This is a genomic window from Microvirga aerilata (assembly GCF_016743775.1).
Classification (GTDB): Bacteria; Pseudomonadota; Alphaproteobacteria; order Rhizobiales; family Beijerinckiaceae; genus Microvirga; species Microvirga aerilata.
Map to the genome: position 1 here is coordinate 35,809 of NZ_JAEQMY010000033.1, position 20,075 is coordinate 55,883.

Genomic DNA, 20,075 nt, shown 5'->3' on the forward strand with positions numbered 1-20,075 from the left:
TATATGCGGACCTTCCGGGTCTGGGCCCGGCGGTGCTCTACAGGGCCAATTGCGGCTGCTCCGCCTCGAAGCGCTCGTCGACCGCAAGGCTTCCGCCGCTCAGAACCTCCGCGTAGATCCCGCAGTCGAAATGGCCGTAAGCCTTCATGAGGCTCTTCGGGATTTCCAGGTCGCGGACCCCGGTGTCCGGGTCCACGTTCGTGGCGGCGCAGCGCTCGATGCGCTTGGTGACCTTCAGGCGCACCCCCGAGGAGGTGGTGAGAACCTGCCCCACGAGATCGAACTCCGCCCAAGGGGCAAGTCCCTCGATGTGGATGTTGCCGCGGAAGCGAAGAGGGTCCACGGCCGCGCCGACCACGGTCTCCAACTCCCGGACGCTGGCCAGGTTGATCAGCGAAACATAGCCGCGCCGGGAATCCGTGAACCGGAAGCCTTCCGGGGCTGTGAGCACCTTGGGCGGGCCGCGCAGCTCCTTGGGCATGAAGCGGCGGAAGAAGGCCTCGATGGCCAGCCGCCCCTCCCGGGTCGAGAGATCGCCCCGCGCCACCTCGCGTCCGCCCTCCTCCATAAAAAGGGTGGTGATCGCATCCAGGTAGCGGGTTCTCAGCCGCGCCAGGCTCTCGTTGCGCATTAGCATCAGGAACTTGATCTTGGACTGATGCTGCGGGTTCTCCGGATCGAAGCCCGCCGGGCCGTTCTCGACGGCAAACAGCCGGTCCCCGGGAAAGTAGTCGCCCTTGGTCAGGGCGACGCAGGACAGGGTCTCGGGCGAAAGGCCTTTGACGGGATAGCGCTGGAGGGAGGCGATGCGGATGCTCATGGGCAATGGATAGAAGGCCTCCAAGCCTGGGACAAGGGCCTCCCCATGTCCATCCCCGACCGAAGCGCCAGCGGGGGGAGGGACACCATAGGGTTGAGCCTGATCGTGGATCCCCTTCCCGGCCCTCCTCAGCCGCCGGGATGACATGAAAGGACGGCCCAAGCAAAAAGCCCCGCCGTCAGGCAGGGCTTTTCCTTGCGAGCGTGCTCGCAGATCTTATGAAGCGTCGCCTGAGCGGGCCACGTTCGTGCGCTTGAGTTCGGGCGTGAAGTACCCTTCCCGCGCCGGGATGTGATCCTCGTTCGTGGTCTTGGGGCTCATGCCCTCATTGGCGGTCTGGTGCGGCGGGATGTTGGCGCCGACGCCGTTCTCCTGCTTCATGCGCAGCGCCTTCTCGGCATTCGCCACCAGATCCTGGTGTGCCTTCTCGGCCTTGCGCTTCCTAGGGCTGAACATGGAAAAGATGTCTGAAAGGGCCATGGTGCATTACTCCTTGGCGCGCGAGAGCACGCCGTCGCTCTCGTCGCTGCGATGGGTCGGCGGGGATTGGACGTTTTGCCGGGAAACCGGGATGTCGCGAGAGGTTGCCATGGTGCCGGTCGAGTCGCCGATGTCGCGGCTTTCCGCGATCTCCTCCGGGGTCATGGCCTGGTTCAGGATGCTGCCGTTCTCGGTCCTGTCGCCAAAGGTCTGCGGGGTCACCGAGGGCTGCTGCTCGGCCGGGCTCTGCGGCACGCCCAGGCCCAGCTCCGCGTTGCGGGCCAGATCGGCGCGGGCTTTCTCGGCGTCTGAACGCGGATCGCGTGTCATGATAGCCTCCTTGATACGTGCTGGGTCAATGCGAGGATGGGAAGCGGGTTCCCCCTCTTGTTGTGACGAATTAGACACACCACCTTAACCTGGCGCGTCGCTCGGAGCAGAAGGTCCGCTCCCAACGATGCGCATGCAGGAATGAGCATCGAATAGGTCTCAAAAGCGCAATCCGCTTTTGGGGCCGATGCTTGGGCGGATGCTCCAAAAGGAGGTCCGACATCGCAGGATCGGCCTGTGCCTCCAGGAGGGCGGGCGGATCTGAGGAGGGATGAGAATGAATTTTGAAAAGTACACCGAGCGCGCCCGGGGTTTCGTTCAGGCTGCGCAAAACCTCGCCGTCCGGGAAGGCCATCCGCAGCTGGCTCCCGGCCATGTTCTGAAGGTTCTGCTCGACGATCCGGAGGGCCTGTGCGCCGGCTTGATCGACCGGGCCGGCGGGCGCTCCCGCGATGCGCATGCCATGGTCGAGCAGTGGCTCGCCAAGCAGCCGAAGGTTTCGGGCTCGGCCTCGCAGCCGCAGGCCACTCGCGAGCTGATGCGCTTCTTCGACACCGCCGAAAAGGCCGCCGAGAAGGCGGGCGACTCGTTCGTCACCGTCGAGCGGATGCTGCTGGCGCTGGCCGTCGAGAAGGACACGGACGCCGGCCGCATTCTGGCGCAGGTCGGCGTAACGGCCCAAGGGCTGAACACCGCCATCAACACCCTGCGCAAGGGCCGCACCGCCGACAACGCGACGGCGGAGAACGCCTACGACGCATTGAAGAAATATGCCCGCGATCTCACGGAAGCGGCCCGCGACGGCAAGCTCGATCCGGTGATCGGCCGCGACGAGGAGATCCGCCGCACGATCCAGGTTCTGTCGCGGCGCACCAAGAACAACCCGGTGCTCATCGGCGAGCCCGGCGTCGGCAAGACCGCCATCGTCGAAGGCCTCGCGCTGCGCATCGTCAACGGCGACGTGCCGGAATCCTTGAAGGACAAGCAGCTGCTGGCGCTCGACATGGGCGCCTTGATCGCCGGCGCGAAATATCGCGGCGAGTTCGAGGAGCGCCTCAAATCCGTGCTGCAGGAAGTGACCTCGGCTGAAGGCGGCATCATCCTGTTCATCGACGAGATGCATACCCTGGTGGGCGCCGGCAAGGCCGATGGCGCGATGGATGCGTCGAACCTCTTGAAGCCCGCGCTCGCCCGCGGCGAGCTGCACTGCGTGGGCGCGACGACGCTCGACGAGTACCGCAAGCACGTGGAGAAGGACGCGGCTTTGGCCCGCCGCTTCCAGCCCGTCTTCGTGAGCGAGCCCACGGTGGAGGACACCGTGTCGATCCTGCGCGGCCTCAAGGAAAAGTACGAGCAGCATCACGGCGTTCGCATCACCGACTCGGCGCTCGTGGCGGCGGCAACCCTGTCGAACCGCTACATCACGGATCGCTTCCTGCCGGACAAGGCCATCGACCTCGTCGACGAGGCCTCCTCGCGCCTGCGCATGCAGGTCGACTCGAAGCCGGAGGAGCTCGACAACCTCGACCGCGAGATCGTGCGCCTGAAGATCGAGCAGGAAGCCCTGAAGAAGGAGACGGACGCCGCCTCCCGGGACCGCCTCCTGCGGCTCGAGAAGGAGCTCGCGGATCTGGAAGCGCGCTCGGCCACCATCACGGCCCGCTGGAAGGCGGAGAAGGACAAGCTCGGCTATGCGGCCGAGCTGAAGAAGAAGCTCGACGAGGCGCGCAACCAGCTGGCCTCCGCGCAGCGCGCGGGCGACTGGGCGAAAGCCGGCGAGCTGTCCTACGGGGTCATTCCGGGGCTCGAGAAGGAGCTGGCCGAAACCGAAGCCATGGGCAACGGCGGGGGCCTGATGGAAGAGGCCGTGACCCCCGACCACGTGGCGGGCGTCGTGTCCCGCTGGACCGGCGTGCCGGTCGACAAGATGCTGGAAGGCGAGCGCGAGAAGCTGCTTCACATGGAGCAGGACATCGCGCGTCGCGTAGTCGGCCAGGCCGAGGCGGTGAAGGCGGTCTCGACCGCCGTGCGCCGCTCCCGTGCGGGCCTGCAGGATCCGAACCGGCCCATGGGCTCGTTCATGTTCCTCGGCCCCACGGGCGTGGGCAAGACCGAGCTGACGAAAGCGCTGGCGCATTTCCTGTTCGACGACGAGACCGCGCTCGTGCGCCTCGACATGTCGGAGTACATGGAGAAGCATTCGGTGGCCCGGCTCATCGGCGCGCCTCCCGGCTATGTGGGCTACGAAGAGGGCGGCGCTCTCACCGAAGCCGTTCGCCGCAGGCCCTATCAGGTGGTGCTGTTCGACGAGATCGAGAAGGCGCATCCGGACGTGTTCAACGTTCTCCTGCAGGTGCTCGACGACGGACGCCTCACGGACGGACAGGGCCGCACCGTGGACTTCCGCAACACGCTGATCATCATGACCTCGAATCTGGGCGCCGAATATCTGGTGAGCCAGCCCGAGGGCCAGGACACCGATGCGGTGCGCGACGAGGTGATGGGCGAGGTGCGCAAGCGCTTCAGGCCCGAGTTCCTCAACCGCGTGGACGAGATCATCCTGTTCCACCGGCTGCAGCGCTCGGAGATGGGCGCCATCGTGGACATCCAGATGCGCCGCCTGCAGAAGCTGCTGGAGGACCGCAAGATCACCCTCGAGCTCGACGAGGAGGCGCGCCTCTGGCTCGCCGAGAAGGGCTACGATCCGGCCTACGGCGCGCGTCCCTTGAAGCGCGTGATCCAGAAGCATGTGCAGGATCCGCTGGCGGAGCTGATTCTTGCTGGCGAGATCAAGGACGGCGAGACCGTGCCGGTGCATGCGGGCCCCATGGGCCTGATGATCGGCGACGTCACCGTGAGCGGCACGGAGCGTCCGCCGCAGGGCGTGCGGTTGAACTAAGGCCCAAGGGCTGAGAACGAGAAAGGCCGGGCGAACGCCCGGCCTTTTTTAGCATGTCGGTGTCATTGCCGGCCGGAGATGGCGAGAGCCGTCGCAGGGGAAGAGAATCCGTAGCACTGAGCCTGTAAATGGATCCCCTTCCCGGCCTTCGGCCGCCGGGGATGACACCGGGCTTGGTAGACGGATTACTCTGCAGCGACGCGTAGATCGTCCTCGTCGTTCATCGGCAGGCCGGCATCGTCTCTGCGCCCCGACACGCCTTCCCGCAGGAGCATGTCCTTGTCGATGCGCTCGGCCTTGTCTTCGCGCAGCTCGCGCTTGGACCGGCGAAGCTGCTTGGCGGTCTTCTGCAGGGCGGCCCGGAAGGCGGCGTAGAGGTCCTTGTTCTTGGCCTCGCCGCTCATCATCTTGAGCGCTCCCATCTGGATGTTGACCGTGCAGCGGTAGGTGATCCCTTCCCGGGTCACATGCACGGAGGCCATGCTCAGGTGGCCGAAGTACTTTCCGGCGACCTGCTGGATATTCGTCTTCGCGTAGTCCGGGAACATGTCGCCCAAATCGACATTCGAGCTTTGCACGAGAATCTTGTTGTCGTCGCTGTCTGGCTTCATTCACTCCTCCGTCGCATGAAGGTTCGATGGCTAACGGCGAGGGGGCGCGAAGGTTGCGCCCCTGAAGGAGCCGACTTAGGCCTGCGCTCAGGGCCTGCGGGGCTGCGCGGCCTGCTCGCCCACGTCGACGATGCGCACATCGACCGTCCGCGACCGATTGTCCCGCATGACCGTGAGCGACACCGTGTTGCCGACGCCGGTCCGCTCGAGCCTGTCGGTGAGGTCCGACAGCCGCCGCACCGGCTCATCCTCCACGCCGACGATGATGTCGCCGATCACGCCCGCCCTCGCATCGACCCCGCGCAAGCCTGCCTGGTCGGCGGGCGAGCCGGGCACGATTCCCGCCACGATCACGCCCGTGACGCCGAGCTGGGCCGCGAGCGTCTCGTCCCCTGCCAGGATTCCGATGCCGGGAGTCGGCACGCGGCCGGTGCGGATCAGCTCCGGCACGACCCGGTTGACCACGTCCACCGGAATGGCAAAGCCGATGCCCGCGCTCGTGCCCGAGGGCGAATAGATCGCCGTGTTGACGCCGATCAGGCGCCCGGCGGAGTCGAGCAGCGGACCGCCCGAATTGCCGGGGTTGATCGCCGCATCGGTCTGGATCACATCCGCGACCTCGCGCCCGCCGCTCGTGGGCAGGCGGCGCTTGAGCGCGCTGATGATGCCGGTGGTGAGCGACTGGTCGAGCCCGAAGGGATTGCCGATGGCATAGGCCGTCTGGCCCACCTTGAGATCGGCCGAACTCCCTACGGTCACGGGGGCCGGCAGATTGCTCCGACGCTGGAGCCGCAGGACGGCCAGATCGTAGTTCGGAGCGCGCCCGATCACCTCGGCCGGCAGCACCTCCCCGGAGGCGAGGCGCACCACGAAGGATGCGCCGTTGTCCACCACATGCGCGTTGGTCACCACGTGGCCGGCGGCATCCCAGACGAAACCGGTGCCGGAGCCTGCCGGTTCCGCTTCCGTGGTGCGGCCGCCGCCCGAGAGGCTCACCACCTGGACCACGGAAGGCGCCACCGTCTCGAAGACCTGGATCGTCGCCTGTTCGAACGCGGCAAGATCCCCGCGCGCCGCAACGGGCCTCGGCTCCCGCGCGGAGAACAGGTAGGTGTTCACGTAAGGCTGGAGCACGAGAAGCGCGAGCAGCACCGCGACCGCCAGCATGATGATTCGTGTCGTCCGATCCTGCATCGTGCCTCCATCGCCCATCGGTCCTGTCTCACAACGGACGCGCTTGCCTGAAGTTCGCCGCGAGCCCTTGGCAGGCCTGAGAGGAACCATAGGAGCACCGCTGGCTTGTTCCCGGGTGGATGGCTGAGCTTCCACCGCTTGAGGTTTGGTTCACAGGAGGACGCGGCCTTGCACGATCCGTCACCGCCCCCCAACGCGGCCAGGACCCCGGTTCAGGCCGGCATCTTCCCGACCTTCTTCCTGTCGGGCTTCGAATGCTCCACCTTCATTTGGAAGGATCAGGGCCGCCGCGACCTCGTGGCCGAAACGCAGCACCGCGAGCATGTGGACGAGGATCATGCGTTTCTGCGCTCGCTCGGCATCGCGGTGGCCCGCCAGGGCATTCCCTGGCCGTTCGTGGACAAGGGCGGCACTTACGATTTTTCGGGACTCGATCCCTTTATTGCGTCCATGAACCGCCACCAGATCCTGCCGATCTGGGATCTGTGCCATTACGGCTATCCCGACGACGTCGATCCCTTCGCGCCAGAATTCGCGGAACGGTTCGCAGCTTACGCCAGGGCGGCAGCGGAATACGTGACGCCGCGCATCCGCGGCCCGCATTTCTTCACCCCCATCAACGAGATCACCTTCTTTGCCTTCATGGGGGGCGAGTGGGCCTGGACGGCGCCATTCGGCACCACCGACGAGCAGAGGCGCCGCCTGCGCCTTGCCCTGTGCGGAGCCGATATCGCGGCGGTCAGGGCCATTCGCGAGGTGGAGCCCGAAGCGCGCATGGTGCACATCGATCCGCTCATCCTCGTGGTGGCGCCCCGCGACCGCCCCGACCTGCAGGACGAGGCGGATCGCGAGACCTATGAGGACACGTTCTACGCCTGGGACGTGATCGCAGGACGGCGGCACCCGGAGCTCGGCGGCTCGCCCGAGGTGCTCGATATCGTAGGCGTCAACTGCTACTCGTTCGGCCAGATGGAATATCGCGAAAACGGCCCGCATGCCTCGCTGGAACCCCATGACGAGCGCATCCGCCCGCTCGGCGATCTTCTCGCCTATGCCTGGGAACGCTACCGCCGCCCAATGATCGTGGGCGAGACGAGCGGCCTGCGCGAGGGCCGCCCCGAATGGCTGTGCGACATCGTCGAGGAATCGCTTGCCGCCGTGCGCAAGGGCATCGACCTTCACGGCGTCTGCCTGTTCCCGGCCGTCGACATGCCCGACTGGCACAAGGGCGGTTGGCTGCACAACGGCCTGTGCGACCTGATGGAAGAGAACGGCACCCTCAAACGGGTTCCGTATCAACCCTATATCGACGAACTGCGACGCTGGCAGAAGCGCCTGAACCGGGTGACGGAACTCGACGAGGATCCGTTCAGCGACCCGGTGGATCTTGCCGACATCCGGCGGGCCGCCGAGGACATGAAGATAACGTCGGACAAGGATTGGTGCTGATCTTCAGCAACGGGCAGGCGTCAGGCTTCCTTCAAGCCTGAGGATACAATAACGTAGAGCCCCAACCGGCCTCCAACCTCCAGTCCGCAATGCCGCCCGACATCTTCGCCATCATTCTTGCGGCTGCGTTTCTGCATGCGAGCTGGAACGCCATTGCCAAGGGCGGCAAGGGCGATCCCCTGGGCAAGGGCGATCCCCTGGTCCGGGCGAACCTGATCGCCATCGGGTCGGCCATCGCGGCGGCTCCGGCCCTGCTGGTCTCGGGGCTGCCCGACCCCGCCAGCTTCATGCACGTTCTGGCATCGGCCCTGATCCATGTGGCGTATTTCGTTCTGATCGGCCTCGCCTATCGCCACGCGGACTACTCCGCCATCTATCCTCTCGTGAGAGGCAGCGCGCCCCTGTTCACCACCCTTCTGGCGCTGCTCCTGCTGGGCGAAACCCTCGAGCCCGTCATGTGGATCGGCATCAGCGTCTTGTGCGGCGGGATCCTGGGCCTGGGCCTCGATGCCGTCCGCCGTGGCGGGCTGAACGGCCGGAGCCTGGCGATCGCGGCCCTGACCACCGGTGTCGTCGTCAGCTATACCCTCGTGGACGGTTTGGGAGCGCGCCTGTCGGGGAATGCCGCCGGGTACATGCTGGCGATGATGGGGCTCACCGGCCTGCTCATGGTTCCGGTCATGCTGTTTTTCCAGAGAGCGGCCTTGTTCGGCGCATCCGCATCCTTGTGGGGCAAGAGCATCGCAGGCGGCGCCATGGCCAACATCTCCTACGGGGCCGCCCTTTGGGCCATGACGAAGGCCCCCATCGGCCTGGTCGGCGCGATCCGGGAGACCTCCGTGCTGTTCGCGGCGCTGATCGCCACCGTGGCCCTGAAGGAACGCTTCGGCCCCGCCCGGTGGGTTGCCGCCGTCATGATCGTGACCGGCCTGGCGCTCGCAAAGTCCGGATAAGGGAGCAGGCCCCAAGCCTTTCCGAACCAAAGCCTCCTGCAAGCGTTCGCCTTCACAGTCCCGTTCGCAGGAGAAATACATGTCACGCCGTCTCGTGATCGCCGGCATTGTCGCCGCCGTCAGCCTTCCGGCCCTCGCCCAGCAGCAGAACCAGGCCATCCCGTTTTCCACCACGCCGCAGCCTGCCGAACGGCAGACGAACCCGGCTCTCGGACAGAACGCGCAGGAGCGTCAGCAGCGCACGCAGCAGGGCGGCGCGCCGCAGGATACGCAGACCCCCGCGCGCCAGGGCCAGGCCAACAGCGCACCGCCCGCCATGGGCCAGCAGCAGTCCCAGGCGGACCGGCAGTACATCCAGCAGGCGCTGGCGCTCAGCACCGTGTCGCTGCAGCAATCGAACTTCGCCTTGAGCAAAGCGCAGAACCCTCGCGTGAAGCAGTTCGCGGAGTTCGAGATCGGCGAGCAGAATCTGCTGACCGACATCATGCATTCCTTCGCCGACCCGAACGCCACCGCCTCCACGACGCAAGGCGCGCAGGCTGCGGCGTCCACCGCACCCGAGCTGCCGGCAAAGGACTCGCAGGCGATGGAGCGCCTGTCGAAGGCGCAAGCGGGTCCGGGCTTCGACCGGGATTACGTCGCGCTGCAGATCCAGGGCCACCAGGAGCTGCTGAAGCTTCAGGAGACCTATCTCCAGCAATCGTCCGGCAACCGCGAGACCACGAACGTGGCGCGGCTCTCGCGCGGCCAGATCCAGGAGCATCTGGCCATGCTGCAGGACATGCAGAAAGAGCTTGGCCAGTAAGAAAAACCGGCCCTGCTTTTCACCGTCGCAGAGCCGGAACACCGTCCGCCGACAGGACGTTGCCTCTGGGAGTCGCGAGGCCCCGCGGCCTACCCGATAACCTGAGAAGAGGAACAACTCATGGCGCGAAGCAAGCTCGGACATCCCCCTGAGCCGGATGTGGATGAGGTCATGAACCAACTGGTTCAGGAGGAGACAGGCGGCGACGATTTCATTGCGGGCCCGACCCAACGCAACGATGTCGGCGATACCAAGCGCGCCGCCGCGAAGGCAACAGGCGTCATGGGAGCCTCGAAGAAGCTGGATCCCGATCTCGACATCAGCCATGTGGACGACAACCGCGTCAAGAGCGGCTCGAATGCCGGGCTCCACTCCTTCAAGGAAGTGCCGCCGGAGGAGGATGCAAAAGCCGGTTTCGAGCTGTCAAACGAGGAGATCGCCGAGAGCGTCAACACGACCGCGAACAAGAGCCCGGCTCCCCGCCCGGCCCGCACGGAAGGCTCGACGGGCCCCACCGGCATGAGCGGCGGGGCGGCCTCCCGCGCCCGGGTGCCGGCGCCGGGCAACGCCGTGGACGTGCCGAAGGGCACCCTGGTGCGCGGCCATCCCACCGCCAGCCAGTCCGGCGGCAAGTCGACCTCCTCCACCGGCGACGAGAAGCCCCCGAAGCGCTCCGCCCGCGCCCATAGCGGCCAGCAGCAGCGCCCGCTGTCCAAGGGCGGCAACGAAGAGCGCTAACCCCCATGTCGTTCCCGGCCACAGCGTAGCGGAGGGGAAGGGAATCCATCAGGTTGAGCCTGATCGTGGATCCTCTTCCCGCGCTCAGCGCGCCGGGGATGACACCAATGGGTGGGAACGGCACTGATGGCGCTTCGCCTGCCCTCCTCCCCTCGTGCTGCATAGCTGCCTCGACGGAAGGCGAGGTGACAGGGGCCTGCCTCCCGCTTTATGGATTGTTCAGCCGAACCGGCAATCACGACATAAATCGGTCGAGGAAACGCTTATGGACAGAAGAAAAGTTCTCAAAGGTGCAGGCCTGGCAGCTGCGGCAGGAGCCGTGGCGTCCCCCGCCATCGCACAGGCGCAGCCGGAAATCCGCTGGCGCATGGCCTCGGCCTATCCGAAGAGCCTCGACACCCTCTTCGGCGCGGGCGAGATGATCGCCAAGCGCGTGGCGGCCGCCACCGACAACAAGTTCCAGCTCCAGACCTTTGCGGCGGGCGAGATCGTCGGCGCGCTCCAGACCCTCGACGCCACCCAGAATGGCACCGTCGAGTGCTCCTACACCCTGTCGAGCTTCTTTATCGGCAAGGATCCGACCTTCATGTTCGACACCTCGGTGCCGTGGGGCATGAACGTGCGCCAGCACAATGCCTGGATGCATTACGGCGGCGGTCTCGATCTCATGCGCGAGTTCATGAGGGACTACAACGTGTTCCCGATGCCGGCGGGCCAGACCGGCGCGCAGATGGGCGGCTGGTTCCGCAAGGAGATCAACTCCATCGCGGACCTGCAGGGCCTCAAGATGCGCATCGCCGGCATGGGCGGCCAGATCATGCAGAAGCTCGGCGTGGTGCCCCAGGTGCTGGCCGCCGGCGACATCTACCCGGCGCTGGAGCGCGGCACCCTCGACGCGGTGGAGTTCTCCGGCCCCCACGACGACGAGAAGCTCGGCTTCGTGAAGGTTGCCAAGTACTACTATTATCCCGGCTTCTGGGAAGGCGGCGCGCAGCCCTCGCTTCTCGTGAACATGGGCAAGTGGAACGAGCTTCCGGCGAACTACAAAGCCATTCTCGAAGCGGCCTGCGCGGAAGCCAACGCCATGTGCGTGGCGAAATACGATGCCCAGAACGCCGACGCGATCCGCCGCCTCGTGGGCCAGGGCGTGCAGCTGCGCCCCTTCCCGCGCGACGTGATGGAGCAGAGCTACAAGGAAGCCTACAAGCTCTACGGCGAGATCGCGGCGTCGAACGCCAAGTTCAAGAAGGTGTTCGATTCCTGGAGCGCCTTCCGCGAGAAGGAGCTGACCTGGTTCCGCATCGCCGAGCTGCCCTTCGACTACTTCGTCAACCAGCAGCAGGGCCAGCCGCGCTAAAGGATTTCAAAGTTGAAACGGCGCCGAAAGGCGCCGTTTTCATATGAAGTCCGAAGCGGATCGAAGCTTGGCTCCATGCGTTGTCGTCCCGATAAGCAACAGCGACCAGCACAATGGAGGCAGGCTATGACGGACCAGAATCGCCCTCAAGAAAAACCCCAGGACAAGCAGAGCGAGCGCAAGGACGAAAACCAGTCCGAGAACAGCAAGAAGCACCAGGAGGAGCTGCTCGACGAGGGCGTCGAGGAAACCTTCCCGGCCAGCGACCCGGTCTCCGTGAAGATCACGAAGTAGGTTTGCCTTTGCGCCAAACCCCGGGCGCGTCCGCCTGGGGTTTGCGCGTCAATTGCGGCTCGCCACGGCAACGCCCAAGGCGGCAAGCGCCATGCCGGCGAGCTGAATGACGCTCAAGGTCTCGCCGAAGAGCGCAAAGGCCATGAGCGCCGCGACCGGCGGCACGAGATAGAGCAGCGTCGCGACACCCACCACCGCTCCCTGCCGGATCAGGAAGAGCAGCAGCCCGATCGCCCCGATGGAGAGGCCGAATACCGCCCAGGCGAGGCCGCCGAGCAGCGGAAGGGTAAGGTCCATGCGCCCCTCCTCCGTGAGCAGCATCAGCGGCAGGGTGGCCATGGCGGCCCCGATATACTGGATCGTCGCGTTGACCCGCAGGTCCAGGGTGCTGCCGGTGCGCTTCTGCCAGATGGTGCCGAAGGTGATGGAGAGCATCCCGAGCACGCAGACCGCGAGCGCCAGCGGCGGCACCCCCCCGTCCCCCAGCTTCGGCGCCACCACGAGCGCCGCCCCGAGAAAACCGATGCCGATTCCGGCCCAGCGCCTTGGCGAGACGCGCTCCCCCAGCAGGGGTCCGGCGAGAAAGCCCGTCGCCAGCGGCTGCAGGCCGGCCACCAGAGCGGAAATCCCGGCGGGCAGCCCATGCTTCACCGCCCAGAACACGCCGCCGAGATAAAACCCGTGCAGGAGAACGCCGGCGATCATGCTGTTGCGCCAGTCGCTCCATCGGCGCGGCCAGGAGACCCGCGCCACCGTCACGATGGCGGCCAAAACCAGGGTGGCGAGCACATAGCGGACGAGAAGAAAGGTCAGCGGCTCGGCATAGGGCGCCACGAACCGCGCCACGACGAACCCCGTCGCCCAGATGAGCACGAAGAGCGGCGGCGCGAGGCGGGCGAAGAGGCTCGGGTTCATGGCAATGCCGGAAAGGAAGCAAAAAGGATCACGGGCCTTGTAGGCCCGAACCTCGAGCCTTGTCGATCCATCGCGCCTTGGTCAAAGGTCGAGATCGAGCGGCGGCCAAACGACAGGGATCGAGATGAACGTCGATATAGACCCTGGCAGGCCGATGGGCGTTGTTTCCTTGCCCTCAGGGTTCGTCGCACCATCTCCAGAGGCCTGGAGACCCGTCTTTTGAACCGCCTTCGCCTCTCGTTCGAACTGCTGGCCATCGCCTCGACCCGCTTCGTGCTGCACGACGCCTGGGCGATCGCGAGCCATATCGCCCTGTCCGTGCTCACATCGATGTTTCCATTCCTGATCCTGGTCACGGCGCTGGCGAGCCTGTTCGGCACCGGAACCCTCGCGGACGAGGTGGCCGACATCATTCTCGAAGCCTGGCCGCGGGAGATTTCAGGGCCTATCGCGGGCGAGGTGCACAACATCCTGTCGGTCAAGCGCAGCGACGTGGTCACCTTAGGGTTGGTGCTCGCGCTCTATTTTGCCTCGAGCGGGGTGGAGAGCCTCCGGGTCGGTCTCAACCGGGCCTATGGGGTGCGCGAGACCCGGGCCTGGTGGCTGACGCGGCTCGAATCCATCGCCTTCGTGATCGCGGGCGCCCTGATGCTGCTGGCGCTGGCCCTGCTCGTGGTGCTCGGCCCCCTGCTCTGGCGGGTCGTGCTCTCCTGGGTGCCGGCCTTGCAGCCCTTCGACGGGCTCATCGCGTTCCTGCGGATCGGCGTGGCGACGGTGGTCATCGTGGCGGGCCTGCTGCTCGCCTACAAGCTCATTCCGTCAGGGCGGCGCAGCTTCCGCGCGGTGCTGCCGGGGGTCGCCATGACCCTGATCCTCTGGCTTTTCGGCGGCTTTGCCTTCAGCTGGTATCTGGAGTTCTACCCGGGGGCCTATGCGTCCACCTATGGGGGCCTGGCCACCGCCATGGTGGCCCTGATCTTTCTTTATACGCTCTCCGCCATCTTCCTCTTCGGCGGAGAACTCAACGGCACGATCATCCTGGCCAAGCGCAGGCGCCTGGGCAAGGAGCCCAAGCCCGAGCACCTCACCGACCTGATCCCGCTGCCCTGAACCAGGCGTCGGGCCGCGGCATGCAGATTCGGGCTTCGTCAGCCAAGGAACCCATGCCCTATCAGTCCCGCCAAACCCAAGCCCGTCAGGAACAGAAGGAACCAGCGCGGGCAATGGTGGGAACAATCGTCCGCATCGAGGCTGTGGTCGAAAACATCTTTGGGGGAACGGCTCATCATGGGCGCGGAGCTACGCCCGAAACATTTCAGCCGTGTGACGCCACGGCGATACCCGCTTCATCGCCTCGTCAAAGATTGGGCGTGATCCTCAATTCGACCTTGGCGGACGCGACAGGCCGCGCGCTGGGGGCAAGGCCGTAGCCGAGGGTGACGTTGAGAACCGATTTCAAGCGGTCCGTGGGCCTGCCGAGCTGGGTCTGTCCCATGACCTCGGACATCAAGCTGGTGCTGAAATCGCCGCTTGCCGCATCGAGGTTGAGGCTTGGCGAGAGGCGCAGCTCCGTGCTCCAGGAATGGAGCGCGAGGTCCAGGGGAACTCCCAGGGTGCTGCTGACCGATTGCGTGTAGCCGCGGCTGGCGCCGTCCACGAAACCTCCCGTGGAAAAGCTGAAGGTGACGCCGCCCAGGCTCTCCCAGTCCCGGGTCACGAAGGCCTCCCAAGTGGCATTCGACCACAGCGCCCCGTGAAACCCGCCGCCTCGGACCAGCTCGGTGCCGACCAGGACATTGTAGTCCCGCAGCAGCTGCAGCTTGGCGCCGAGGGAATGGCCCACCGCTTCCGGCCTGAAGCCCTGCGCGGGATCGGCCGTGATGCCGTTCGCCCAGACCCGGGTGCGGTTCAGGCTGTAGGAGACCCGAGGCCCGTTGCCGCGGGGCTTGGCCGAGACGTTTTCGTCAAGCCATCCGGGCGTGAGATCGGCGCTCCAGATCTCGGCCTCGCCGGCCCACGACGGAACGCAGCTCAACACGAGAGGCAGAAAGCAAATCGGAAGCCGACGAAGAAGATAAACCATCAGAGGCGCCAGAATAAAATCATAAAGATGGAAGCAATGTTGCGCCTATTCCCATTGAAACCGGTTAATGCCTGGTTAACCGATCATCAAACATCCGTGACCCGGAATGCTATAGCCTGCAGCAAGGCGCCCCACCGGCTTGAGCGGAGGCCATTTTCTCGTCGGCAGCCGATGACAGGCCGTTTCATGAACACTCTGCTATCCTGAGCCCGAACAAGAGCTTGGGCGCAAATGAAAACGGCCGGGCATCAGCCCGGCCGTTCCGCATCCCGATCAAGCAACGATCAGCCGACGATGCGGTACTTCACGAAGCCTTCCGGCGCATCGCCCATCTTCTCGACCTTGATGCCGGCCGGCTGGTAGTTGGCGGCGTTTGGGCCGGTGGTGAAGGTCATGGTGACGCCGGCAGGCACCGCGAGCGACCAGGAGCCGTCGGCCTTCGGGGCCACTTCCTTCTTCTCGACGATGAAGCGCATGATGGCGTCGCGGGTGAGATCGGGCGCCTCGAACACGATGGTGGAGCCGTCGGCGCCCGGGAAGTTGCCGCCGCCGCCGGCGCGGTAGTTGTTGGTCACCACGAGGAACTGCTGGTCGTCCGTCACGGGCTTGCCGTTATAGGTCAGGTCCTTGATGCGGCGGGCATCGGCGTTCACCACCTTGCCGTTGTCGTCGTAGCGCGAGGCCTGGGTGGGATCGATCTTGTACTGCACGCCTGCGATCACGTCGAAGTTGTAGGCCGGGAACTTGGGATTGATGAGCTCCTGCTCGCCGCCCTTGGCCGGGTCGATCTGGTTGTAGATGCCGGCCGAGCGCTCCAGCCACTCGCGCACCTGAGCGCCCGTGATCTTCACCACCCGGATCGTGTTCGGGTAGATGTAGATGTCCGCCATGTCCTTGATGGCGAGGGGGCCGGGCTTGATCTCGGTGAAGTAGTTCGGGCCGCCGCGTCCGCCGGCCTTGAAGGGAGCGCCCGCGGAGAGGATCGGCAGGTCCTTGAAGGCCGAGGCCTTGAGCTGGTCCGCCACGTACCAGGCCTGCGCCTCGGTCACGAGCTTCACGGAGGCGTCGTCCGACACGAGCGAGTAGTAGGAGTGGATCGGAACGGCCGTGGTGCCCACGGGCTCGCGCACGTATTTCAGCGTCGCGTCGTGGCCGGCCTGGGCTGCCGCCACGACCGTCGCATCCGACTCCACCTTCGCCACCACCTTGCGGTCGACGCGGTCGTAGATCGGGCGCGCCTCGGTGCGGAAGTTCGCCACCTTCCAGGCATTGCCCTCCTTGGTCAGCTCCAGGTCAATGAGACCGAGATGGCTGCCCCAGAAGCCTGCCATGACGGCGGGCTTGCCGTGGAGCGTGCCGGCCTTGGCATCGACGCCGGAGATGTTGGCGAACTCCTTGCCGCCCGGGAACGTGAAGTGCTGGTGGCCGGTGAGGATCACGTCGATGCCGTCGACCTTGGCAAGGTGCAGGGCCGCGTTCTCCTCGCCGCCTTTCCGCTCGCCGCCCGCGATGCCGGAATGGCAGAGCGCCACCACGATGTCGGCGCCGGCCTTCTTCAGGTCGGGCACATGCTTGTTGGCCGCATCCACGATGTCGATCGTGGTGGCCTTGCCGTCGAGATGGGCCTTGTCCCATTGCACGATCTGCGGCGGCACGAAGCCGATCACGCCGACCTTGATCGTCTGCTTGGCGCCGGATTCGTCCGTGAACTCGCGGTCCAGCACGATCCAGGGCTTTTGCAGGGTCTCGCCGTTGGCTTTCAGCACGTTGGCGCAGACCAGCGGGAATTTGGCGGCGCCCATGGCGTTCTGCAGGAACTCGAGGCCGTAGTTGAACTCGTGGTTGCCGAGCGTGCCGCAGTCGTAGTTCAGGGCGTTCATGGCGGCCACCATGGGATGCACGTCGCCTGCCTTCATGCCCTGGCGATAGGCCACGAAGTCGCCGAGCGGCGAGCCCTGGATCAGGTCGCCGTTGTCGAAAAGGAGGCTGTTCTTGGCCTCGGCGCGGGCGCCCTTCACCAGGGTGGCGGTGCGGGCGAGCCCCACCGTGTCGTCCGCCGCGTCGCGGTAGTAGTCGTAAGGGAAGACGTTCACGTGAAGGTCGGTGGTCTCCAGGATGCGGAGCTTCACGACCGGCCCGGCGGCCCAGATCGACTGGGACATCCCGGCAAGAGCGGCAGCGGCCACGCCGGTCTGCAGGACGCGGCGGCGGGTGATGGATTGTGTCATGGTCTTCCCTTGGCTTGTCTTTTTTACGAAACAGGGTTCGCCTGTAGCTGAGAGAAGCACAGGTTTTATGACAAGATCAATATAGCTGGCTAAGCGGCGTGGAGAATTCACCGGTCCCGGAGCGGCGCCGCCTTGTCATCCCCGGCGGTCCGCGGGACCGGGAAGGGGATCCAATCTCACGCGCGGTGCCATGGATTCCCTTCCCCTACGATGGCTGCGCCATCTCCGGCCGGGAATGACACGGAGGTTGGTGCTCTGCCGTCAGCCCCGCAGCGCCTCGTCGAGATCGCGGTAGAGATCCTCCACGTCCTCGATGCCGGTGGAGAGCCGCAGGAGATCGGGCGGGCACGGGGTGCCCGGCCCCTCGATGGACGCACGGTGCTCGATGAGGCTCTCGACCCCGCCGAGCGACGTCGCCCGCTTCCACAGGCCCACCCGCGCGGCCGTGCGGATGGCCGCGGCCTCGCCCTCCGAGACCTGAATGGACAGCATGTAGCCGAACCCGTTCTCCATCTGCCGCGCCGCGATGTCGTGGCCGGGATGCTGCGGCAGGCCGGGATAGAGCGCGCGGGCCACCTTGGGGTGGGCCGAGAAGCGCTGGGCCAGATCGAGCGCGCTTTTGGCCTGGGCCGCCGTGCGCACATGGAGCGTGCGCATTCCCCGCATGAGCAGATAGGCCTCGAAGGGGCCGAGGATCGCGCCCTGCATCTTGCGGATGGACGCCACCCGCGCCCAGAACGCGTCGGCCTTGGCGCCCGCGAGAACACCCGCCACCACGTCCGAATGGCCGTTCAGCACCTTGGTGGCCGCATGCATGACGATGTCGGCGCCCAGCGTCAGGGGCCGGGTGTGGACCGGGGAGGCGGTGGTGGAATCCACCGCGAGCCTTGCGCCTGCCGCGTGCGCGATCTCGGCGGCGGCGGCGATGTCCGTGATGGTCCAGAGCGGGTTCGAGGGCGTCTCGATCCAGACCAGCTTGGTCTGACCGGGCTTCACGGCCTCCCGCAGGGCCACGAGGTCGTCGGTCTCCACGAATTCCACCTTGAGGCCCCAGCGCACGGCCTCCGTCATGAGCCAGCTGCGCAGAGCCCAGTACATGACCTTGGAGGCCACGATGTGGTCGCCCGGATCCAGCGCCTGGAACACGGCGGTGGCGGCCGCCATGCCCGAGGAGAACAGCAGCGCGCCGGCCTCGGCCTCCTCCAGCATGGCGAGCACCTCCTCGGCCTCACGGATGGTGGCATTGTCGGGCCGGCCGTAGACGAAGCCGGAGGAATAGCCGTTGTCCTCGTCGCGGATATAGGTGGTCGCCACATGGATCGGGAGCACGACCGCCTTGGTGATCGGATCCACATGACCCATGGCCTGAGCGGTCAGGCTGCGCTTCGACCACGGGGAACGCGATGACGACATGGGAACCTCCGGCAAGCGTGACAGGTTGCGTCACGAAGAAACGACGCGCCGTCTTTAAAGGGATTTCGAGCATGCATACAGATCAAACTGCGCCGGGGGGCCATGCAATGCCGCCATTGCTACGGTTCCTGGTCTCAGTGCTGCCCGTGGTCCTGGTGGCCGTCTCGGCGAGCCTCGTCACCCAGCCGAGCATCCCGGGCTGGTATGCAGGTCTCCAGAAGCCGGGCTTCACGCCGCCGAACTGGGCCTTCCCGGTGGCGTGGACGCTGCTTTACGCCATGATGGCCTATGCGCTCTGGCGCATCCTGAGCCTGCCGAAACATCGCCCGGGCCGCTCCGCGGCGATTGCCGCGTTCTTCGTGCAGCTCGCCCTGAACGGGCTCTGGTCCTTCGCCTTCTTCGGCGCCCGGAGCCCGCTTGCGGGCCTTGTGGTCATCGCCGCCCTGATCGTGGCCATCGGGGCGGCGATCCGCGCCTTCTGGAAGCTCGACCGCACGGCTGCCCTGCTGCTCGTGCCCTATCTCGCCTGGGTCGCCTACGCGGCCCTGCTCAACGGGACGATCTGGCGGATGAACGGCTGATCAGTTCGAGGCGCCCTGCTCGGGGTTGTCGAACAGGTGCGGTTCCTTGTCGAGGTGGTCGAGAACGCCGACGTAAGGAAGCTGGCGGTAGGAGTGGGCAACATCCATGCCGTAGCCGATGACGAACACGTCGGGGCAGGTGAAGCCCACGTAATCCGGCTGGATCTGCACGGCGCGCTTGCCGGGCTTCTCGAGGAGCACGGCGGTTTTCACGCTTCTTGCGCCGCGCGCCATCAGCAGGTCCTTGGCGAAGGTCACCGTGCGGCCGGACTCGAGGATGTCGTCCACGAGCAGCACGTCGCGTCCGCGCACGTCGCTTTCCACGTCGCGCAGGATCGTGACCTGACCGGAGGAGACGGTGCCGTCCAGGTAGCTCGACAGGTGCACGAACTCGACCTGCGGGGAGAGGCCGGTGCGGTGCAGGGCCCGGATCAGATCGGCCGCGAACATGAAGCTGCCTTTCAGCACGGCCACGACCAGCAGGTTCTCAGGCTTGGCGCCTGCGATCTCCTGAGCCAGCGCCTCGTTGCGCTTGGCGATCGCGCTTTCGTCGAAGAGAACCCGGATGCGGGGGGCAGCAGTCATCGTCCATGTCCAGAAAAGAATGCAAAAACCTAGAAGGCCTCCCTCTTCACGACCATGCCCGGGCGAGGATGTCAAACGGGCATGATGCATTTCCAGGTGAATCGATGTGCTCCGGTGCCATTCCCGCCGCAGACGGCGAAAGCGATCGCAGGGGAAGGGGATTCATGGCGTCGAGCCTGAACGCGGATCCCCTTCCCTCGCCTGCGGCTCGCCGGGGATGACAGGGCGGCGCTGACCTCGGTGTCATTCCCGGCCGAAGCGAAAGCGCAGGGGAAGGGAATCCACTCACACAGGGACCGCCAAGGACCCCTTCCCGGTCCTGCGCCCGCTGACGACGCGG

The 20,075-nt window shown here is 65.9% G+C and carries 19 protein-coding genes; 9 read left to right on the forward strand and 10 right to left on the reverse strand.

Annotation, left to right across the window (positions count from 1 at the left end):
- Positions 1-37: 37 nt before the first annotated feature.
- The 3 genes from JKG68_RS19145 to JKG68_RS19155 form a co-directional block, all read right to left on the reverse strand.
- Positions 38-820 carry an MOSC domain-containing protein gene (locus JKG68_RS19145; RefSeq protein WP_202062784.1) on the reverse strand — a complete coding sequence of 261 codons (783 nt, stop codon included), beginning with the start codon at positions 818-820 and terminating at the stop codon, positions 38-40.
- 216 nt (positions 821-1,036) lie between these two features.
- Positions 1,037-1,300 carry a hypothetical protein gene (locus tag JKG68_RS19150; RefSeq protein ID WP_202062742.1) on the reverse strand — a complete coding sequence of 88 codons (264 nt, stop codon included), beginning with the start codon at positions 1,298-1,300 and terminating at the stop codon, positions 1,037-1,039.
- Positions 1,301-1,306: 6 nt separating this feature from the next.
- Positions 1,307-1,630, reverse strand: coding sequence for a hypothetical protein (locus JKG68_RS19155; RefSeq protein WP_202062744.1), 324 nt, complete (start codon positions 1,628-1,630; stop codon positions 1,307-1,309).
- Positions 1,631-1,907: 277 nt separating this feature from the next.
- Here JKG68_RS19155 and clpB point away from each other — a divergent pair, with 277 nt between their 5' ends.
- Positions 1,908-4,529, forward strand: coding sequence for an ATP-dependent chaperone ClpB (clpB, locus tag JKG68_RS19160; RefSeq protein ID WP_202062746.1), 2,622 nt, complete (start codon positions 1,908-1,910; stop codon positions 4,527-4,529).
- A 185-nt stretch (positions 4,530-4,714) separates the two neighbouring features.
- Here the strand turns inward: clpB and hpf are convergent, their stop codons facing one another.
- Together hpf and JKG68_RS19170 are read right to left on the reverse strand one after the other, a co-directional pair.
- Positions 4,715-5,140: a ribosome hibernation-promoting factor, HPF/YfiA family gene (gene hpf / locus JKG68_RS19165; RefSeq protein WP_202062749.1), complete on the reverse strand. Its 426-nt coding sequence runs from the start codon at positions 5,138-5,140 to the stop codon at positions 4,715-4,717.
- 87 nt (positions 5,141-5,227) lie between these two features.
- Entirely contained in the window at positions 5,228-6,334 is a 1,107-nt protein-coding gene (locus JKG68_RS19170; RefSeq protein ID WP_202062751.1) for a S1C family serine protease, read from the reverse strand.
- Positions 6,335-6,502: 168 nt separating this feature from the next.
- On the opposite strand from JKG68_RS19170, the gene JKG68_RS19175 reads away from it, so the two are divergent.
- The 6 genes from JKG68_RS19175 (at position 6,503) to JKG68_RS19200 (ending at position 11,930) form a co-directional block, all read left to right on the forward strand.
- A complete protein-coding gene (locus tag JKG68_RS19175; RefSeq protein ID WP_202062753.1) occupies positions 6,503-7,783 on the forward strand; it encodes a glycoside hydrolase in 1,281 nt (426 codons plus the stop codon).
- A gap of 89 nt (positions 7,784-7,872) precedes the next feature.
- Positions 7,873-8,736 carry an EamA family transporter gene (locus JKG68_RS19180; protein ID WP_202062755.1) on the forward strand — a complete coding sequence of 288 codons (864 nt, stop codon included), beginning with the start codon at positions 7,873-7,875 and terminating at the stop codon, positions 8,734-8,736.
- A gap of 79 nt (positions 8,737-8,815) precedes the next feature.
- Entirely contained in the window at positions 8,816-9,541 is a 726-nt protein-coding gene (locus JKG68_RS19185; RefSeq protein WP_202062757.1) for a DUF4142 domain-containing protein, read from the forward strand.
- A gap of 120 nt (positions 9,542-9,661) precedes the next feature.
- Positions 9,662-10,279, forward strand: coding sequence for a hypothetical protein (locus JKG68_RS19190; protein ID WP_202062759.1), 618 nt, complete (start codon positions 9,662-9,664; stop codon positions 10,277-10,279).
- A gap of 265 nt (positions 10,280-10,544) precedes the next feature.
- Positions 10,545-11,636, forward strand: coding sequence for a TRAP transporter substrate-binding protein (locus tag JKG68_RS19195; protein ID WP_202062761.1), 1,092 nt, complete (start codon positions 10,545-10,547; stop codon positions 11,634-11,636).
- Positions 11,637-11,762: 126 nt separating this feature from the next.
- On the forward strand, positions 11,763-11,930 hold the full coding sequence (locus JKG68_RS19200; RefSeq protein ID WP_202062763.1) for a hypothetical protein: 168 nt from the start codon (positions 11,763-11,765) through the stop codon (positions 11,928-11,930).
- 48 nt (positions 11,931-11,978) lie between these two features.
- Here JKG68_RS19200 and JKG68_RS19205 read toward each other — a convergent pair whose 3' ends face one another.
- Complete coding sequence (locus JKG68_RS19205) at positions 11,979-12,845, reverse strand: DMT family transporter (RefSeq protein ID WP_202062766.1); 867 nt, start codon at positions 12,843-12,845, stop codon at positions 11,979-11,981.
- 219 nt (positions 12,846-13,064) lie between these two features.
- On the opposite strand from JKG68_RS19205, the gene JKG68_RS19210 reads away from it, so the two are divergent.
- Positions 13,065-13,955, forward strand: a complete 891-nt coding sequence (locus JKG68_RS19210) for a YihY/virulence factor BrkB family protein (protein ID WP_202062768.1) — start codon at positions 13,065-13,067, stop codon at positions 13,953-13,955.
- Positions 13,956-14,202: 247 nt separating this feature from the next.
- On the opposite strand, the gene JKG68_RS19215 is transcribed toward JKG68_RS19210, so the two are convergent.
- The 3 genes from JKG68_RS19215 to JKG68_RS19225 form a co-directional block, all read right to left on the reverse strand.
- Positions 14,203-14,928, reverse strand: coding sequence for a hypothetical protein (locus JKG68_RS19215; RefSeq protein ID WP_202062770.1), 726 nt, complete (start codon positions 14,926-14,928; stop codon positions 14,203-14,205).
- 284 nt (positions 14,929-15,212) lie between these two features.
- Complete coding sequence (locus tag JKG68_RS19220) at positions 15,213-17,156, reverse strand: bifunctional 2',3'-cyclic-nucleotide 2'-phosphodiesterase/3'-nucleotidase (RefSeq protein WP_202062772.1); 1,944 nt, start codon at positions 17,154-17,156, stop codon at positions 15,213-15,215.
- 261 nt (positions 17,157-17,417) lie between these two features.
- Complete coding sequence (locus JKG68_RS19225; protein WP_202062774.1) at positions 17,418-18,569, reverse strand: trans-sulfuration enzyme family protein; 1,152 nt, start codon at positions 18,567-18,569, stop codon at positions 17,418-17,420.
- A gap of 71 nt (positions 18,570-18,640) precedes the next feature.
- On the opposite strand from JKG68_RS19225, the gene JKG68_RS19230 reads away from it, so the two are divergent.
- Positions 18,641-19,150 (forward strand): TspO/MBR family protein, encoded by a 510-nt coding sequence (locus JKG68_RS19230; RefSeq protein WP_202062776.1) that lies wholly within the window; start codon positions 18,641-18,643, stop codon positions 19,148-19,150.
- Here JKG68_RS19230 and hpt read toward each other — a convergent pair whose 3' ends face one another.
- A complete protein-coding gene (hpt, locus tag JKG68_RS19235; RefSeq protein ID WP_202062778.1) occupies positions 19,151-19,735 on the reverse strand; it encodes a hypoxanthine phosphoribosyltransferase in 585 nt (194 codons plus the stop codon). It lies immediately after the preceding gene.
- Positions 19,736-20,075 lie beyond the last annotated feature (340 nt).

Coding starts and splice junctions, on each gene's coding strand:
- JKG68_RS19145 (WP_202062784.1), bottom strand. CDS start 820: ATGAGCATCCGCATCGCCTCCCTCCAGCGCTATCCCGTCAAAGGCCTT.
- JKG68_RS19150 (WP_202062742.1), bottom strand. CDS start 1,300: ATGGCCCTTTCAGACATCTTTTCCATGTTCAGCCCTAGGAAGCGCAAG.
- JKG68_RS19155 (WP_202062744.1), bottom strand. CDS start 1,630: ATGACACGCGATCCGCGTTCAGACGCCGAGAAAGCCCGCGCCGATCTG.
- clpB (WP_202062746.1), top strand. CDS start 1,908: ATGAATTTTGAAAAGTACACCGAGCGCGCCCGGGGTTTCGTTCAGGCT.
- hpf (WP_202062749.1), bottom strand. CDS start 5,140: ATGAAGCCAGACAGCGACGACAACAAGATTCTCGTGCAAAGCTCGAAT.
- JKG68_RS19170 (WP_202062751.1), bottom strand. CDS start 6,334: ATGCAGGATCGGACGACACGAATCATCATGCTGGCGGTCGCGGTGCTG.
- JKG68_RS19180 (WP_202062755.1), top strand. CDS start 7,873: ATGCCGCCCGACATCTTCGCCATCATTCTTGCGGCTGCGTTTCTGCAT.
- JKG68_RS19185 (WP_202062757.1), top strand. CDS start 8,816: ATGTCACGCCGTCTCGTGATCGCCGGCATTGTCGCCGCCGTCAGCCTT.
- JKG68_RS19190 (WP_202062759.1), top strand. CDS start 9,662: ATGGCGCGAAGCAAGCTCGGACATCCCCCTGAGCCGGATGTGGATGAG.
- JKG68_RS19195 (WP_202062761.1), top strand. CDS start 10,545: ATGGACAGAAGAAAAGTTCTCAAAGGTGCAGGCCTGGCAGCTGCGGCA.
- JKG68_RS19200 (WP_202062763.1), top strand. CDS start 11,763: ATGACGGACCAGAATCGCCCTCAAGAAAAACCCCAGGACAAGCAGAGC.
- JKG68_RS19205 (WP_202062766.1), bottom strand. CDS start 12,845: ATGAACCCGAGCCTCTTCGCCCGCCTCGCGCCGCCGCTCTTCGTGCTC.
- JKG68_RS19215 (WP_202062770.1), bottom strand. CDS start 14,928: ATGGTTTATCTTCTTCGTCGGCTTCCGATTTGCTTTCTGCCTCTCGTG.
- JKG68_RS19220 (WP_202062772.1), bottom strand. CDS start 17,156: ATGACACAATCCATCACCCGCCGCCGCGTCCTGCAGACCGGCGTGGCC.
- JKG68_RS19225 (WP_202062774.1), bottom strand. CDS start 18,569: ATGTCGTCATCGCGTTCCCCGTGGTCGAAGCGCAGCCTGACCGCTCAG.
- JKG68_RS19230 (WP_202062776.1), top strand. CDS start 18,641: ATGCATACAGATCAAACTGCGCCGGGGGGCCATGCAATGCCGCCATTG.
- hpt (WP_202062778.1), bottom strand. CDS start 19,735: ATGACTGCTGCCCCCCGCATCCGGGTTCTCTTCGACGAAAGCGCGATC.